This is a genomic window from Faecalicatena faecalis (assembly GCF_012524165.2).
Classification (GTDB): domain Bacteria; phylum Bacillota; class Clostridia; order Lachnospirales; family Lachnospiraceae; genus Faecalicatena_A; species Faecalicatena_A faecalis.
Genome location: NZ_JABACJ020000003.1, coordinates 228,212 through 245,796, shown reverse-complemented (window position 1 = coordinate 245,796; position 17,585 = coordinate 228,212). Strand labels below are relative to the sequence as shown.

Annotated in this window: 11 protein-coding genes; all 11 read left to right on the top strand. The window is 44.6% G+C overall.

Annotated elements, in window-relative coordinates:
- The first annotated feature begins 2 nt into the window (after positions 1 to 2).
- The 11 genes from HGO97_RS05435 to HGO97_RS05385 all read left to right on the top strand — a co-directional run bounded on the left by HGO97_RS05435 (position 3) and on the right by HGO97_RS05385 (position 17,581).
- Positions 3 to 923 carry a TDT family transporter gene (locus HGO97_RS05435; RefSeq protein ID WP_216240161.1) on the top strand — a complete coding sequence of 307 codons (921 nt, stop codon included), beginning with the start codon at positions 3 to 5 and terminating at the stop codon, positions 921 to 923.
- A gap of 280 nt (positions 924 to 1,203) precedes the next feature.
- Positions 1,204 to 1,977 (top strand): tyrosine-protein phosphatase, encoded by a 774-nt coding sequence (locus HGO97_RS05430; protein ID WP_216240160.1) that lies wholly within the window; start codon positions 1,204 to 1,206, stop codon positions 1,975 to 1,977.
- 45 nt (positions 1,978 to 2,022) lie between these two features.
- Positions 2,023 to 3,126, top strand: a complete 1,104-nt coding sequence (locus HGO97_RS05425) for an AraC family transcriptional regulator (protein WP_216240159.1) — start codon at positions 2,023 to 2,025, stop codon at positions 3,124 to 3,126.
- Between the two features lie 163 nt (positions 3,127 to 3,289).
- Complete coding sequence (locus HGO97_RS05420) at positions 3,290 to 4,660, top strand: MFS transporter (RefSeq protein WP_216240157.1); 1,371 nt, start codon at positions 3,290 to 3,292, stop codon at positions 4,658 to 4,660.
- Between the two features lie 53 nt (positions 4,661 to 4,713).
- Entirely contained in the window at positions 4,714 to 7,395 is a 2,682-nt protein-coding gene (locus HGO97_RS05415) for a family 78 glycoside hydrolase catalytic domain (protein ID WP_216240156.1), read from the top strand.
- A gap of 43 nt (positions 7,396 to 7,438) precedes the next feature.
- Positions 7,439 to 8,401, top strand: a complete 963-nt coding sequence (locus HGO97_RS05410; RefSeq protein ID WP_216240155.1) for an alpha/beta hydrolase — start codon at positions 7,439 to 7,441, stop codon at positions 8,399 to 8,401.
- Positions 8,402 to 8,692: 291 nt separating this feature from the next.
- A complete protein-coding gene (locus tag HGO97_RS05405) occupies positions 8,693 to 9,265 on the top strand; it encodes an RpiB/LacA/LacB family sugar-phosphate isomerase (protein WP_216240154.1) in 573 nt (190 codons plus the stop codon).
- A gap of 32 nt (positions 9,266 to 9,297) precedes the next feature.
- On the top strand, positions 9,298 to 11,958 hold the full coding sequence (locus tag HGO97_RS05400) for a glycoside hydrolase family 3 protein (protein WP_216240153.1): 2,661 nt from the start codon (positions 9,298 to 9,300) through the stop codon (positions 11,956 to 11,958).
- 80 nt (positions 11,959 to 12,038) lie between these two features.
- Positions 12,039 to 13,256: an AraC family transcriptional regulator gene (locus HGO97_RS05395; protein WP_216240152.1), complete on the top strand. Its 1,218-nt coding sequence runs from the start codon at positions 12,039 to 12,041 to the stop codon at positions 13,254 to 13,256.
- 219 nt (positions 13,257 to 13,475) lie between these two features.
- Positions 13,476 to 15,971: a glycoside hydrolase family 2 TIM barrel-domain containing protein gene (locus tag HGO97_RS05390; RefSeq protein ID WP_216240151.1), complete on the top strand. Its 2,496-nt coding sequence runs from the start codon at positions 13,476 to 13,478 to the stop codon at positions 15,969 to 15,971.
- Between the two features lie 14 nt (positions 15,972 to 15,985).
- The gene (locus tag HGO97_RS05385) at positions 15,986 to 17,581 is read left to right on the top strand and encodes a sulfatase-like hydrolase/transferase (protein WP_216240149.1); all 1,596 of its coding nucleotides are present in this window, start codon (positions 15,986 to 15,988) and stop codon (positions 17,579 to 17,581) included.
- Positions 17,582 to 17,585 lie beyond the last annotated feature (4 nt).

Sequence of the window (17,585 nt, the reverse complement as noted above, 5' to 3'; positions counted from 1 at the left end):
AGATGAAAAATATCATACAGAAGGTTCCGCTGCCGTTATGCGGTGTGATGCTGGGAACGGCGGCACTTGGAAATCTGCTGCAGAGTTATTCGGAAGGAATCAGGTATTTCTGCGGGATAGCGGCAGCATTCCTGCTGATTCTGATCCTGCTGAAATTGATCCTTTTTCCGCAGGCATTTAAAGAAGATATGAAAAATCCGATCATGGCAAGTGTTGCAGGGACCTTTTCCATGGCACTGATGATCTTAAGTACCTATGTAAAGCCATTTATCGGAAAGGGCGCTTACTACATCTGGCTGTTTGCACTGGCACTCCATATCGTGCTGATCGTATTTTTTACAGTGCGGTTCATCGTACATATCCAGATGCCGAAGGTATTTGCAAGCTACTATATCGTGTATGTGGGAATTGCAGTGGCAGCGATCACAGCTCCGGCTTATGAAAAACTGGCGGTTGGAAGCGCTGCATTCTGGTTTGGATTCGTGTCACTGATTGTACTGCTGGTATTAGTCACATACAGATACGCAAAGTTCCGTCAGGTGCCGGAACCGGCAAAACCGCTGATCTGTATCTATGCGGCTCCGGCGAGCCTTTGTATCGCAGGATATGTGCAGTCTGTGGAAGTAAAGTCCAAAGGGCTTTTACTAGGAATGTTGGTCGCAGCATGTGTATTGTATGTGTTTGCGCTGGTGAATGCAATGAAGTATTTGAAGCTGCCGTTCTATCCAAGTTACGCATCCTTTACCTTCCCATTTGTGATCAGCGCGATTGCAGTAAAACAGGCGATGGCCTGCCTTGGAAAAATGGGGATGCAGATACCAGGGATGAGCGTGGTGGTGCTGATTGAGACGGTGATCGCGGTAGTACTGGTCGTGTATACGTATATCAGGTTTATGCAGAAGATATTTGACAGTGCGAAATAGAGACATAGAATAGATAGTTCAATGGAAAAAGAATAAAAATGAAGTAAGGACAGATATGATGGCTTGACAGGCTTATCAGATCTGTCCTATTTTAAATCCCTCTTTTAAATTCAGGAAAAGGCAGCAGCAACCAATATGCTGGTAAAAAGTATACAAATTAGTCAGATAAGTAACATTAGTGCTACTAATGTCAGTTAAAATATGTATAATATTAAAATAGAGCATAAAAAAATATAAAATAAATGAGTGTTAAGAGACTCTATGGAAAGGCGGTATTTTTATGGAACACCAATTTGAAAAGTTAGATAACTTCCGGGATTTAGGCGGGATTGTCACTGCAGACGGCAGAAAGGTAGCATCCAGAAGGCTGCTGCGTTCAGCGGAACTGACGAACCTGACGGATGGGGATATCCGACTGCTTAGTGATGAATATCATGTTGCCAATGTGGTAGACCTGCGGACAGAAAAAGAAAGAGAGACATCACCGGACCGCCTGATACCGGGAGCTGAGCACATCGTGCTGGATTTCTTCCCGGGGGAATCAGCGGCGAATGCAGACTGCAGTGAGGAGCAGATTGAAAAATTGAAGAGTGCAGAGCAGATGCATAAAAATATGATAGAGACTTATACCTCTTTTATACTGGACGAGCAGGTCAGAAAGTCCTTGTATGAATTCCTTATGCTGCTTCTGCGGACCAAAGAAGGTGCGACTCTGTTCCACTGTTTTGCCGGTAAGGACCGGACAGGGATTTCGGCGGCAGTCATTCTGACGGTGCTGGGAGTACCAAAGGAAGAGATTGTAAAAGATTACCTGCAGACAAATGTGCTGCGTGAAGAGATAAACCGTACAATCATAGAGTATATGAGGAATGAGGGTCAGCCGGAAAATGTACTGGAGGCGCTCCAGGCAGGGCTTTGTGTGGAGCAGAGATATCTGGAGACTGCTTTTGCAGCAGCCGACAGAGAGTATGGGTCCTTTGAAAACTATATTTCGAAAGGGATTGGACTTGAGCAGGGGGACTGGGAAAAGCTGCGCGTGATGTACCTGGAATAACTGATACGGAGAAACGATATTACATAAGAAGAAGGGGGGAGTAAGATGAAGGAAGTAACAAAACTTGCTTTGTTCAATACGATAGAAAAGGCGGCTGCAGTAAAGAAGTCCAGCAATGAACAGCAATTTCACCAGGAATATGTAAATTACAGTCCTGAGAAGAATAGAGGAGTTACTTACGAAACGAATGGGTATTCTTCAACGGAAGTTCTTTGGGATAAGGTTTTGAGAATCCCCTCTTCTTATTTTATGACAATTGAATCGTGCGCCCCAAAAGAAGAGGGCTACGAACTGTGTACCTATGTTCCAAGTAAACTTCCAATCCTGCAGAAATGCGGATTATTTGAAAGCCAGCAGGAAGATACCAGGCTGCATAGGCACGATTATTTTGAAATGATATATGTATACAAAGGGAAGCGGGCAACACAGGTTGAGGATCAGGAGGTTATTCTGAAAGAAAAAGAAATCTGTATTTTTGACATGCAGTGTGCACATCTGGATATTCGTATGAGAAGTGAAGGAACTGCATTTTACTGTTGCTTTACAAATAAGCTGATAGACAATTACTTTTTAGAACATCTGAACAACCGGCGCATCAGGGATTTTTTAGGAAGAAAGGATGCGGACAAGTCGGGGGCGAGTTATCTGAAATTGAAGGCAGATCCTAAAATGGCAGAGAAGATAGAACAGGATTTCGATGCAGTTTTTCAGGAGCTGGAAAAATCTGAGCCGGGGTATGACAGGATGGCACAGATTTATACAATGCGGATATTCAATAACCTGAACAGTGGTATGGAATCAGATGTGGTCGTATTCCCGAAAAGACTGCGTGGAACAAAACTGTTTCAGGCGGTATCCAGATATATCAGCAGCCATATTGCGGATGTCAGCCTGGAAAGCCTGTGCAGCCAGTTTCATTATCAGGCGGACTATTACAACAGGCTGATTAAGAAAAATACAGGTCTTACTTATTCAGAATATGTACATCAGTTCAGAATGGAAAAGGCAAAGAACCTTCTGGTCAACACCGAGATGACAGTACAGGAAATCATGCGGTACCTGGGATATTTAAGCCATGCATATTTTTACAAATCCTTTCAGCAGGAGACGGGGATGACACCTACAGAATATCGGAATCATAAAAAATGACACAAAAACTGCATATAGAGATATAAACGGAAAAGTAAAAAAGTCGTGATAGAGTCATGGCTTTTTTTATTTGTCGTATTATTGCGATTTAAAAGTTCATTGAAACGAGTATGATTGCAAATAAATAAAAGATGAAAAATGTTATGGAAGAGAGGAAATGAAAATGGAAAACACTCAAACAGAAGTGAAAGGTTTGGCAACCTGGCGTAAGCTTGCATATGGATTAGGTAATGCAGGAAATTGTTTTATATGGGTTGCTATATCAAGCTTTATCCTGATCTACTGTACCAATATTATAGGAATCGGTGCAGGGCTTGTAGGAACATTGCTTATGGTGGCAAAGGTATTTGATGGAATTACAGACATCTTTATGGGACGTATTATTGATCTTACAAAGAGCCGGCTTGGAAAGGCAAGATTCTGGTATTTTGTAAGCTGTCTGCCACTGGGAATCTGCATGTATTTAATTTTTAATGTACCGGGAAGATTTTCCAGTTCTGCAAAGTATACATATGTATTTATTATATATCTCCTGATTAGCGCTGTTTTTTATACGATGAATACAGTAGCATATTCCACTCTGGTTGCGCTGGTTACAAAAAGCCAAAAGGATCAGACGACGATGAGCAGTGCAAGTATGGTGTGTGGAATGGTAGGAAGTATTCTGATATCGAGTATCACACCGGGACTCGTGGAATCACTGGGGGGAGGTCAGCAAGGCTGGCATTATGTTTCGCTGATCTATTCTGTTATAGGCGTTTTGATCCTATTGATTCCATTCTTTACCTTAAAAGAATTACCGGAAGAGGAATTTGTAGAACAGAGTCAAAAGTCAGAAGTAAAGTTGACTTTTATTCAGACAATAGCGGAATTATTAAAGAACAAATATTTTATCATTATCCTGCTTTTATATCTTGTAGGTTATGCCAACACAGGACTCACCCAGACAATCGGTGTTTATTATGCAACTTATATTCTCGGGAACCCATCACTGCTTGGAATTTTGGGACTCTGTGGAATGATTCCCATGCTTGTAGGAATGCCATTTGCAGTAAAATTTGTAGGTAAAAAGGGAATGAGAAAGGCTTGTATCTTGGGAAATGTGGTGTCATTGGCTGGATGTGTGATTGCACTGCTGGGACAATTTGCAGGTTTTGGAGTTATTCTGGCAGGACTGATTATCAAAGGTGTCGGCATGCTGCCGGGTTCTGCTACATATCTGCCGTTCGTTGTTAAGGCAGATGAGTACAATTATTTAAAAACAGGACATCGTATTACAGGTTCTATGTTCTCCTGCTCCTCCGTAGGAATCAAAATAGGCACTGGACTCGGAACGGCTTTATGTGGATGGCTTCTCGAATGGAGCAGATTTGATGGCACGGCAGCAGTACAGTCTGGTATGGCAAATAGTGTGATTATTGCAATCTATCTTGTGGCGCCGATTATAACAACAGCAATTACAATTCTCTTGTATTATAAGATGGATGTCGATGCGCGCATTGAGAAGATGAGAACAATTAAGATAGCAGATTAAGATTCAGACAACATGGACAGGAAAATGAAAAGAGAGAGGAAAGGATGAAAAAAATGTTAAACTTAAAAAAATTAAAATGTTTACATATGGCGGAGCCAATAGGAATTGATGAGAATCCATATTTTTCATGGCAGATGGAAAGCGATGAGATGGGTGTGATGCAGGCCTCTTATCGGATGATTGTGACAAATGAATCTGGAAAAGTGGTGTGGGATACAGGTATAGTTTTATCAGACAGCTCTACCTATATCAGATATGAAGGTAATCCGCTTGAATCAAGTACAAGATATGACTGGCATGTGGAAGTGACGGATAATCATGGGAATCATGCGGCTGCGGATTCAGTTTTTGAGACAGCACTTCTCGATAAGAAGGAATGGAAAGCAAAATGGGTAAAATCGCCTCTTCCTACACGAGAGCGGGCAGCACATCTTGGAGAACAGCCGTGTGCTTCCCTGTTCAGAAAAGAATTTACTTTACAGAAAAGTGTAAAGAGGGCACGTTTATATGCTACCTGCCATGGAGTGTATCAGCTTACCGTGAATGGAATCCGGCCGGATGACCGTGAATTTGCACCGGAGTGTACTGTATACAGAGAGTATCTCTGCTATCAAACGTATGATGTCACTGAATTGCTTGAACTCGGACAAAATGTGATTGGCATGCATGTTGGAGATGGATGGTATCATGGCTTTATGACAAAGGCCGAGGATGAATCATATGATCCGGCACATGCAGTATTGTTACAGATGGACGTTGTCTATGAAGATGGCAGTATGGAAACGGTTCTTTCGGATAAAGGCATAAAGGTTGGGAAAAGCGCTGTATTATGTTCTGATTTATTTGCCGGCGAAATCTATGATGCGAACCAGATGCTATATGGCTGGGATAAGCCCGATGCAGATTCGAAAACAGATTTTGCAGAATGGGAGAATGCAATCGAGGCAGACTTTGGCTATGCGAATCTAAGAGCACAGCTTGGACAGCCTGTCCGTCCAGTTATGCTGCTTCCGGTAAAAGAAATCCTTGTTTCACCAAAGGGAGAAAAGATCATTGATTTTGGTCAAGTGATCGCGGGAAGAGTGCGCATGCATGTCAATGTACCGAAGGGGACTAAAATTGTGATCAGCCATACAGAAGGTCTGGACGCACAAGGTAACTTTTTTGATAATAATCCAACTGCAGACCAGCGGATTGAGTTTATTTCGGATGGCAGGGAGCAGGTCTATGAGCCTCATTTTACATTCCAGGGGTTCCGCTATATTACAGTATCGGGTGTGGATGAGCTTCGGGCAGAAGATTATACGGCAGTAGTATTAAGTTCAGAAAAGGACGATATTGGGACATTCTCCTGCTCAAATGTGGATGTGACCAGGCTTTATGAAAATACTCGCTGGTCCCAGAGGGCAAATATGCTGTCTATTCCGACAGACTGCCCGCAGCGTGAAAAAGCAGGATGGACAGGAGACATACAGGTGTATACGAAAACGGCACTTTTGAATGAGGATATCACTCCATTTTTAACAAGATGGCTTGAAAATCTGGCTGTGGAGCAGAAGGATAACGGATCTGTACCATTTGTCGTGCCTCTTGCAGGGGCTTATATCGGAATGTATAAGGGATATGAGCAGCAGTTTGGTACACCGGATGCGGTAAGCCCAGCAGGCTGGGGAGATGCTGCAGTATTAATTCCATATTATATGTATCAGGTAACAGGAAACACAGAAATTTTGAAAAAACAATATGATTCTATGAAGAAATGGTGTGATTTTGTGCTGGAAACTGCACGTAAGAACCGCCCAGAGGATAGTACTCTCTCGGATGAAATAGAGCAGTATCTGTGGAATACAGGGCATCATTATGGAGAACATCTGATTCCAAGTTATTCAAAGGATGGATATGGGGAGAAGACATTTGAAGCAATCCGGGTTTCTACAAAATATGTGGCGCCGATTTATTGTTACTATTCGTTGACAGGTATGTCCGAAACAGCAGAGATACTGGGATATAAAGAGGATGCGGCATATTACAGTGATAAGGCCGAAAAAGTAAGGGATGCTTTTTCAAAAGGTGTGATCGATGAGGAGGGGAATATGCCAGCCGAATTGATGGGAGCTTATGCAATGCCGATTTATTATGGCCTGGTACCAGAGAAACTTAAGGATCATTTTGCAGAGAAACTTGTGCAGATCCTGAATGAAAATAATGGCTGTCTGGATACAGGATTCCTTGGTATGCCGGCTTTACAGGATGCACTCTGTAAAATAGGCAGGACTGATCTGGCTTATGATCTGCTGTTTCAGGAGCAGGCACCATCCTGGCTGTATGAAGTCAGGCACGGGGCAACGACGATCTGGGAGAGCTGGTTTGCACTGGATGAGGATGGGACTCCGTTCTGTTCACAGTTGGGGGATTTTGTATTTACAATGAGTCTGAATCACTATGCATTCGGATGTGTGGATGACTGGATTTTCAGAAATGTAAATGGAATTGACAGACTGGAACCGGGATATAAGAAAATACTTATCCGTCCGCAGCTGGATGATCGATTATCATGGGCAAAAAGGTCGTTCAATTGTGAATTTGGAGATATTGTGACAGAGTGGGAGAAAAAAGCTGGAAAGTTCCAGATGAAAGTGTCTATACCGTGTAATACCACAGCCGTGATCGTGATGCCGGATGGTACAGAGTATGAAAAGGGAAGCGGGACATATGAGTTTTGCTGTGCCTGCTGATTGATGTAGAAAGAGAGTGAAGATAATGGATAAAATCACGGAGATGTTAACATTTAAACAGATACATGAGTTACCGGAGTTTGCAGGATGCGCAGATTATATCGTGCCTGTTGGAGGTGAGCAGGCGCAGCAGATGGCAAATACGCCGCTGTCCTTTTTTGCTCAGATTGGGTGGAGCCCGGAGGCAATGGCGTACGGGTTTGGAAGACTTCAGGAAATTTGTGCACAGGGCAAGCGCGTTTATTATCCTTTGTATGAAGGAAAAGATTTGGAGAAAGAGCCTGCACTAAGGGAAAGATTTCTGATTCACTTTCCAGTGGAAAAGAAAACCGGATTTGTGGTTACCTGTTCGGGCGGTGCATATATCGGAGCTGCGTCCATGATAGAAGGCTACCCTTCCTGTAAGGAAATCAACGATCTCGGATATCACGCATTTACAGTGAATTACAGAGCAGGGGTGAATGCCAAGGCACCCAATCCGATAGAGGATCTGGCTGTGGCAGTAAGGTATATTCTGGATCATGCAGAGGAGCTGAATGTGGACCCCGAGAATTATGCGGTTGCAGGATTCTCTGCAGGAGGTCATTTGGCAGGCTGCTTCGGAACAGAGGCTTTAGGATGGAAAAAATATAGTCTTCCAAAGCCTGCGGCAGTAATACTCGCTTACCCGGTCATTACAATGCAGCAATATACGCATGAGGACAGCCGGAAGAATTTCCTGCAGGAAAAAGCTGGTGATATTGCAATGCAGAAGAAATATTCAGTGGAGGAACAGGTAACAGATTCCTATCCACCAACTTATGTATGGCAGTGCGAAAGGGATAATACAGTACCAGTCGAAAATACACAATTATTGATACAGGTATTTGAGCAGTATCATGTACCACATGTATATCGTACCTTTGACAGTGAATGGCATGGCTGGGGATGTGGAAAAGGGACGCTGGCGGAAGGCTGGGTGAAGGAAGCAATACACTTCTGGGAAAAATACCGGCAGAAAGCATGATGAGAAGAAAAATGCAGAATTGCTATCGCAGCAGAACCAGATGTAAAAAGTAAATAATGCTTTTCACAGTATAATGAGTCCGGATAAATGAAGATAAACTTATCCGGGCTTATTATGTGTATCTGGCAGAAGTGATATAAATGGAGAAAAAGTGAAGTAAAGAAACACACATGCTCTAAAAGCAACAAACATGATATTTGCAAATCTGCAAATGCTTATAATAAAACCAGATAAATGTAACTAACTAATATTATGTGTTTTTGCAAGCTGGTAAAGAAGGAGTTAAAATCAATGAAGACAATCAAAGATAAGCAGATACTGGTGGGAGCAGATTTCGCAGGTTTTCCACTAAAAGAGGTGGTAGTAGAGCATTTGAAAAATAAAGGATGGAACGTAACAGACATAGGTGTCAGGAGTGCCGATGAAGAAGAGCCGGAGATGTTCCATAGGATCGGACTCAAAGTCGGGGCTAAGATCGCTGAGAAGGAATTTGAAAGAGCGCTTTTGTTTTGTGGAACCGGAATGGGAATTCATATTGCTGCCAGTAAATGCCCGGGTGTACATGCAGGTGTAGTGGAAAGCGTCCCGGCAGCGCTGCGGGCAATCACAGGAAACGGGGTGAATGTCCTGGCAATGGGAGCATTTTATGTAGCGCCGCAGATGGCAAAGGACATCGTAGATGTATATCTGAATGCGGAGCTTGGAAGTGGCTATGAGTGGTGGCCTAATTTTTACGAATTCCATAAGCTGGCAATTGACGAGCTGAATGAATTTGATTATGAGGAATTTAAAAAGAACGGATTCGAAATAAAGAGACTGGGTGATTATCCACTTTCCCTGATGGATAAGCCGGACAATCTTTAATAAATAGAGAATGAAAAAAGGAGGATTTATAAATGGGAATGGAAGAGTTTTTTGCACAACTGCCAAGAGGAAAAGAGGATAAACCGCTGTTACTGGAAATGGGACCGTCAGTCTATGATTTCCACGATATTGACGGGCTTTATTTTATGCTGGACCGAAATCTGTCGGGCTGCCTGATCATGATGTGGGCGAAGCCGATGAACCCGGAAGCTGCAGGCAGGATCACCCTTGATGGCAAGGAAATTCCACGCTATGTTATCAAACCGATGGCAGAAATGGGCGGTATGTGGATTCTGGGAATTCCGCTGCGCGGCATGGTGACTGAGTATAGCAGGGAATATAAGCTGCATGTAGAAGGATTTGAAGATACAGACGGAAATGAAATGAATCCGCAGGATTTTGTGGTGAAGGGCATTGATAAGACAGAGCCGGATGCAAAGTACGAGGAGCATGAAAAAATTGCACGCCAGGCGGCAGCCGAGGGAATCGTATTACTGGAAAATAAAAACGGTATCCTGCCTGTAAAGGAGGGAATCACCCTCAATCTGTTCGGCAAAGGTATCCACCAGTTTCGAAATGGGGCGGTAGGAGCCGGTAAGATCTCCCCGCGCTACAGCGTGAACCTTGCAGAGGCAATCCGTGAGAGCGAGTGTTTTTCGCTGAACGAAGAACTGGCAGAGTTCTACAGCTGCGATGAAGATGAAATCCCGGATGGTGAAATCCTTAAACGTGCAAAAGAGAAATCGAATCTGGCTGTCATGCTTCTGACAAGGGCTGCCGGAGAGAATATGGACCTTTCCACTGCAAAGGGGGAATATTATCTTTCTGAAAAGGAAGAGGCACTGCTTAATACACTGGCAAAGGAATTTGAACATACGGTTGTGATCTTAAATGTAGGGTATCCGATCGATGTCAGCTTTGTCACACGTTATGGAATCGATGCACTTTTGTACTCCGGATTCGGCGGCATGCTGGGAGGCCCTGCGATTCTTGATGTGCTGTCCGGAAAAGTGAATCCGTCCGGAAAACTGCCGGATACATGGGCAAAGGATTACTTCGATATTCCGGCAAGCCGCAATTTTTATGACTGTGTGGATAAGCCAAGGCTGAACGCGGAATGTGATACTTACCTGGATACATATTATGAAGAAGATATCTATGTGGGATACCGTTATTTCACCACATTTTCTAAAAAGGCCGCTTATCCCTTCGGCTTTGGGCTCAGTTACACGACATTTACTGTGGATGCACAAGTCATGGGATTTGACGGAGAGGAACTGAGATTACAGGTCAAGGTAAAGAACACTGGAAATGTTCCCGGAAAAGAAGTGGTACAGGTTTATGCAGGCAAACCGGATGGAAAGCTGGAAAAGCCGGAGCGGGAGCTGATATACTTTGAGAAGACGAGAGAGCTTGGACCATGTGAAGAGCAGGAGTTCCAGATTACGGTTCCGGCTAAGCATCTGAGTTCTTACAGTGAAAAAGCAGCGGCTTATATTGTCGAGGCGGGCACATACAATGTATATGTTGGAAACAGTGTAGAAGCTCCAGCATGTGGAAATTTTAAAGTGCCGGAAGAATTGCTTGTAAAACAGGTGGTGAACAGGATGGTTCCGCCGGAAGAGATTCGGGTGCTTTCGAAATATGCGCCAAAGGAAACCTGGCCGGGTGGAGAAAAATCAGGCGTATGCGAGGGAAAGACTACATTTAAGCCTTACACTTTGAGACAGGAATATCCTGTTGCCAGAACGGCAGATTCAAAAGGAGGATCAGATACCCTGCAGCAGGGGCATGTCACATTCGAGGATGTCAGAAAGGATCTGTCAAAGGCAGAGGCATTTGCCGCACAGATGAGCATAGAAGAGCTCGCACGTGTCTCCGTCTGCGGCTCCGCAGGCTGGGGGATGGAAGGAATCGGTGAAGCAGGACACGTTGTCGGAATCGAAGGGTATGATATGCCTGAGTTTTTGGTATCAGATGGGAACAGTGGTGTCAATCTGAACGTAAAGAATATCGGAATGCCTTCAGGAGTGACTCTGTGTGCGTCCTTTAACAAGGAACTCTCAGAGCAGGTTGGACGTGTGATTGGGGAAGAGGCAAAAGAACTTGGAATGCCAATGATTCTTGCACCAGCATTTAACATTCACAGGAATCCATTAAATGGCAGGCAGCCGGAATATTTTTCCGAAGATCCTTATCTGGCAGGTATGATGGCGGGATATTACTGCCGTGGAATGGAAGGGGCAGAGGTCGCATCCTGCATCAAGCATTTGATTGCCAATAACTGTGAGAGCAGCAGGAAGAGGAACCAGAGTATTGTGACAGAACGTGCAATCCGGGAGATTTATTTCCGTGCATTCGAGATTGCCATGGAGGTACATATGCCGGCGGCAGTGATGACTGCATATAATGCCTGCAACGGACAGCCGACCTCTACAGATGCGGACTTGATCCTGGGGCTTTTAAGGGAAGAAAATGGGTTCGATGGATTTGTCATGACAGACTGGACCTCCTATGATACGGCAGATATTGTAGAGATGGTGCAGGCGGGCAATTGCTGGATCACTCCGGGTTCTCTGGATGATACTTTCACGGCACAGATCGTGGAAGGGGTCAAAGATGGACGGATTGAGAAGGCTCGGCTTATAGAAAATGTAGCATGGATTATCCGCGTGATGGCGAAATTTGCATAAGATCTGTGAAAGATGAAAAGAGTTTACCTTTTTGCCGGGAGAAGATATAATAAAAGCATCTCAAAGTGGAGGTGACAGTGTTGAAATCGGAGTACTTTATTCTGGAAAAGCTGTACAATAATTGCGGGATACCAGTCTGTGTTTATGATGGGGAAGAATGCCTGGTACATTTCCCGAACAAAGATGAGGAAGCGGGACTTTTTCAGTATGACAGAATGTTTTTGCATGAGGTCTGCCGGGTGGCGGATGCGAAACAGCTCCCGACAATTTATGTAGAAGAGATGAAGATATTTTTCGGGACTTATATAGATCGAAAGGGATATTATCATATCTGGGGACCGGCTGCGCTTGAAAATCTGAACCAGGTGCAGTTAACAGGATATAAGCATAAGCATCATATTCTGGAGAAGGAATACGGTATTCTGAAGTCTTCACACGAGATTCTGTCCAATATCCTTACGATTGCCTATTTTTCCTATAAAGGAGAGGCAGTTGAGGAAACAGAAATTTTGTTGGAATGGAAGGATGGCGAAGAAAAATATGCCGTTGGTCCTGCTGACATAGAAAAACTGCAGCTGGAAAAGTCAGAAATGAACCGGATACACAACAGTATTGAGTATGAGAATAAGTTTGTCGGAATTGTGGAATCCGGGGATGTGGATGCCATGAAAAAGCTGATGCAGGTAAACAGCAGTGATGTCGAGGGTATCGGCGTTGTCGCAGAGAATGCATTGAAGCAGATGGAATATCTGTGTGTATCTTCTATTATGCTTGTATCCAGAGCTGCGATCCGTGGTGGGATGAACCCGGAGGAGTCTCACGACCTGTCTGATCTCTATCTGAGAAAGCTGGAAAAGTGTAAAACGGTAGAAGAGCTGGGCATGGTCGGAGCGAAGATGCAGCTGGATTATACGGAGCGCGTGAGAGCGGCACGGGAACGGAGAAAAGGGAATATCTATGTGGAAAGATGCAAGGATTATATAGGGGTTCACCTGCGTCAGCATTTCCAGATCCAGGAGCTGGCGGAGGATATTGGGGTGAACCGTTCCTATCTGTCCAGAGTCTTTACAGAGCAGGAGGGCATGTCGATCCGGGATTACATCGCAAGGGAAAGATGCAGACATGCGGCAAATATGCTGTGTTATACGGACTATAGTATCTCCATAATCGCAGAGTATTTCTGCTTTGCAACACAGAGCCACTTTGGAAAACAGTTTAAAAAGATATATGGGATGACGCCGAATGAATACCGGAAGAAGAAACGGTATATTGAAAGCTATAAACATATAGATAGATAAAAGACAATGAGGATGAAAATCTTACCGGGGATTTTCATCCTCATTTTTTTCCGGCGGGAGCATTTATTCATCCTCAGAAAAATGGAAATAGCGATTGTTCCACACATGTGCTAAAAATGTCACGTCCGTGATATTGAACCCCTTCAATTTCGCATAAGATAAACGCATACAATAAAACTGCAGCCCTTTACTATTTGGGGAAACGAAAGGAGAGCATATATGTTAAGAGAAAAGTGGAATACAGGCTGGAAGATCAGTAAATCGGGGGACAGCCCGATGATGGCTGCCGTATCAGGCATGCAGGGAGAGGAAGAAAGCCTGATTCTTCCGCACGATGCCATGATTCATGAAAAGAGAACGAAAGAAACAAAAAATCAGCATCAGACAGGATTTTATCCGGGTGGATGTTATACATATACAAAAACTTTTGATGTGCCGGGAGAGTGGAAAGAAAAGACAGTCAGGATTGAATTCGAAGGCGTTTATACCAATGCAAGAGTGTTTATCAATGGCGACTATGCGGGCGGACATCCATATGGCTACACAGAATTCAGCATCTGTGCCGATGATTTTTTGAATTATGGAAGCATGAATATGGTACAGGTTATAGCAAATAACAGCGCAGAGGAAAACAGCCGCTGGTATTCCGGCAGTGGAATCTACAGGAATGTCAATATCCTGGTCGGAAATCAGATCCACATCGAGGAAAATGGTGTAAGGATTTCTACACCAGAGATAGAAGAGGACCTGGCAGTGGCAGAAGTCGAAGTAGACATCCAGAATCAGGGAACTGAGAAAAAGCGGGTAGAGCTTCAACTTAGAATTACGGATAAAAATAATAACGTCGTCGGGCAGGAGAGGGTTCCAGTTACGATGTTTGCCGGAAGTAAGGAACATACAAGGAGCAGAATTCAGATCGAAAGCCCTCTTTTATGGAGCTGTGAGACACCAGATTTATACGAGTGCCATGCGGTGGTTATGGACGGTGATACAGTGGTGGATGAAACAAAAGAGACATTCGGTATCCGTACACTTTCCCTGACCGCGAAAAAAGGATTGCGCATCAATGGAAAAGAAGTGAAACTGCGCGGCTCCTGCATCCATCATGATAATGGTGTGATAGGAGCATGTACGCTGGAAAAGGCAGAGCAGCGCAGGATAAGACAACTGAAAGAAGCAGGCTTTAACTGTATCAGAAGTTCTCATCATCCTGCCAGCCGTGCTTTACTTGATGCCTGTGACCGGGAGGGAATCCTTGTATTAGATGAATTGTTTGACTGCTGGACCCGCTCAAAGAACAATAACGATTATGCGCAGTATTTTACAGAGTATTGGGAAAAAGACGCAGAGCATCTGGTAGCTAAGGATTATAACCATCCTTCTGTGATTATGTATATCTCAGGGAATGAGATTCAGGAAGCAGGGACTGCCAAAGGAGCACAGCTCAACAGGATCGTTACGGAAAAATTCCATTCACTGGATGCTGCCCGGTACGTGACTGTTGCAATCAACGGACTGCTTGCATGTATGGACCGCATGGGAGATATTATGTGCGATATTACAGGCATGACAATGGAACAGATGATGGCAATGCAGGCTCAGGCAGAAGCCCCGTCATCCGATGCAGGCAGTGATGCGGCAAATGGAAGTACAGATCTGATGAAAGGACCGATGGCAGATGCATTTGCGGCAAACCATATTCTGACAGAAACGTTGGAGGAATTCTCCAGTGTGACGGATCTGGTCGGCTATAATTACCTGACCTCCCGCCATGAGATGGAACACGAGTTATATCCGAACCGTGTAATTCTGGGGACAGAGACGCTTCCGTCAGATATCGTCAGACTGTGGAAGATCGTAAAGGAAAACCCACATGTAATCGGGGATATGACCTGGACAGGATACGATTATCTCGGCGAGGCAGGCTCCGGGGTATTCTATTATGACGGGCGTCAGGGCTTTATGCCGAACTGGCCGATCTCCGTTGCCTATATGGGGGATATTGACATTATTGGTTACAGAAGACCGATGAGCTATTTCAGAGAAATCGTGTTCGGGCTGCGCAAAGAACCATTTATTGCAGTGGAACGCCTGAATCATTATGGAGAAAAGCCGATCCAGTCTGCATGGATCTGGAAGGATGAGATTGCAAGCTGGACCTGGGATGGATACGAAGGAAAGCCGGCAGTTGTAAATGTATATTCCGATGCGGCGGAAGTGGAGTTATTCTTAAACGGAAAATCTCTTGGACGCAGACCGGCAGGCGAAGAAAATGACTATATGGCTTCTTTTGAGACGGTTTATGAAGCAGGAAAATTAGAAGCAGTCAACTACCGGAAAGGTACAGAAGCCGAGAAAAACTGTCTGATCAGCGCAGCAAGTGAAGTAGAACTCTGCGTGGAAGCTGACAATAGAGTGTTGAAGGCAGACGGTGCGGACCTTGCTTATCTGACTGTATCTTTGAAGGATGCACAGGGGAATCTGAACCTTCAGGCGGTCAAGGAGGTCACTGTTACCGTGGAAGGTGCGGGTACATTGCAGGGATTCGGAAGTGCCGATCCTGCTACGGAAAATTATTACGACAATACGACCTGGGAGACTTATGACGGATATCTGCTGGCTGTGGTACGCGCAGGGATGCAGGCAGGGGAGATCAGAGTAAGTTTTGAAGCACCTGGATGCGAGAAAAAAGAGGTAGTGCTTGAGGTTCAATAAGTGAGGAGAGACGGATGAGCAAAAGACCAAATATTATCTATCTATTAAACGACCATCAGGCATTTTATGGTCATGACAGGGATTTTGGACCAAAGATACAGCGCCCGTATTTTGAGCGGCTCGCCAGTGAAGGGATTGTTTTCAACAGGGCATATTGTGTTTACCCTCTCTGCGGTCCGGCACGCCGTTCTATGCTGTGCGGTCAGTACCCTCACAATCATGGAGAGTGCGGCAATGATAAGGACGTACCGTTTACGGACGATACGTATCTGGACATTTTGAAAAAGGAAGGATATCAAAGTTATTATTTTGGAAAATGGCATGCAGGCCCGGGAACTGCGTATGACCACGGGTGCGAGGGGTTCTGCCTTCCGGGCTACAATAATCCATATATTCAGCCGGAGTACGAGGTTTACCTGAAACGTAAGCATCTGGAATTCCCGAAGGTGCGAATTGAACACTCCTACTTTAAGCAGTTTAACCTGAAAGAATATTTGATGAGCCAGGGACAGCCAACAGATATGGTAGACGATGCCATGGAAAAATCCGTAAATGAAAATATGGTAAAACAGTTTGGTCCGGGTCAGACACCGGGTGAGCTTTATGAACAGAAGTATCTCTGGTCGAATGAGCCATGCAGCGGAATTATGCAGGGACCGAAGGAGGCGCATGAGTCCTTCTTTCTGGCAAGCCTCGCCTGTGACCAGCTGGAAAAGATCGCCCAGTCAGGGGATAACCGCCCGTTTGCACTCAGGGTGGATTTCTGGGGACCACACCATCCTTATTTTCCAACGCAGGAGTTTGCAGATATGTATGACTCAAAGGATATTCCTGAATACCCCAGTTTTTCCGAAAACGTATTTGACAATAAAAAGCCGGAAGTCTACCAGATGGAAACAAATGGAGGAATCAGTGAACACGACAGGCTGATCTATCCGAATCCCGTTCCGTGGGAGGTATGGCAGAAGGATCTTGCATTGGAGTATGCACAGACAACACTGGTAGATGAAGCAGGTGGTATGATTCTGGATAAATTAAAGGAGCTGGGGCTGGATGACAACACGCTGATCATCTGGACGACAGACCACGGTGATGCAATTGCAAGTCACGGAGGGCATTTTGATAAAGACTGCTATATGCCTGAAGAAATGCTGCGTGTTCCAATGGCAATGAAGTATCAGGGAGTGATTCCATTCGGACAGGTCAGCAACGAACTTGTCAGCAATCTGGATGTGGCACAGACAATGCTGGATGCGGCGGGGGCTGCTTTTACAACGCCCGTCGATGGCATTTCCCTCATGCCTGTTGCCAGTGGCAGAGAGAGGAATGTAAGAGAATATGTGGTCAGCGAAACTTATGGACATAAGTATCCACATTTGGGAAGGGCGCTGATGACGCAGCGGTATAAGTATGTCTACAATGAGGGACAGATCGAAGAACTGTATGATCTGGCCGTGGACCCATATGAACTACGCAATCTTTATGATGAGCCAGAATATCAGGAGTTAAAGGCGGATATGAGGGAGAAGCTGATTGAGTGGGGGAAAAAGTACAATGACCGTGATTTGCTGGAGAGCCTGAAGAAAGAAAATGCAGGTTCCCCTTCATGAGAAC